The organism is Rahnella sp. ATs2, assembly GCF_051851855.1.
Classification (GTDB): Bacteria; Pseudomonadota; Gammaproteobacteria; order Enterobacterales; family Enterobacteriaceae; genus Rahnella; species Rahnella variigena.
The window spans coordinates 1-622 of sequence record NZ_JBLYPL010000064.1; the positions used below are offsets into that span (position 1 = coordinate 1).

Below are 622 nucleotides of genomic sequence, written 5' to 3' on the forward strand. Positions count from 1 at the left end.
CGCAGATGCATCAGGCGACCGGTGGCATCATCGATGTAAACCAACAGGCAGCACTTGGAGGCACGTCCTTCAAACCAGTCGTGGTGTGAACCGTCGATTTGAATGAGTTCACCCAAACAGTCGCGTCGATAACGGGGCTGATAAACTCGCGGTCGTCGATGGGCATGCGGCACCCAGAGACCGTCGGCAGTCATCCAGCAGCGCAACGTCTCGACAGAAACGGAAATCCCATGGCGCTCCTGAAGCTTTTCTGCGGCAAGTGTGGGGCCAAAACCGACGTAATTTTCACGTAGCAGCGTCAGTATCCGATGGCGCAGTGCAACATCAACGCGATGAGTTCCGGGCATACCGCGACGAGTGTTCGTCAGCCCGGCAGCACCGGACTCCCGGAAGCGGTTCATCAGACGCTGTACCTGACGTTCAGTGAGATCCAGCTGAGAGGCGGCATCACGGCGACGCAGACGCTTTTCAACAACGGCCTGGATCACCGGCAAGCGGTGAAGTTCTTTATTGGACATGGTTACCAGCATCAGAAGAGATCTCCCAGAAAGGTGGAAAATGCGCCGTATCTGGGTGACATTATAAACTAGCTAAAAAGTGACATTATCAAATGGGACTTACA

General features: G+C 54.5%; 1 protein-coding gene. It reads right to left on the reverse strand.

Translation table 11 applies throughout. The features are described 5' to 3' along the window. Positions 1-518: helix-turn-helix domain-containing protein (locus ACJY2G_RS25535; protein ID WP_439292385.1), on the reverse strand; the 518-nt coding region annotated here is incomplete at its 3' end. Between the last annotated feature and the right edge of the window lie 104 nt (positions 519-622).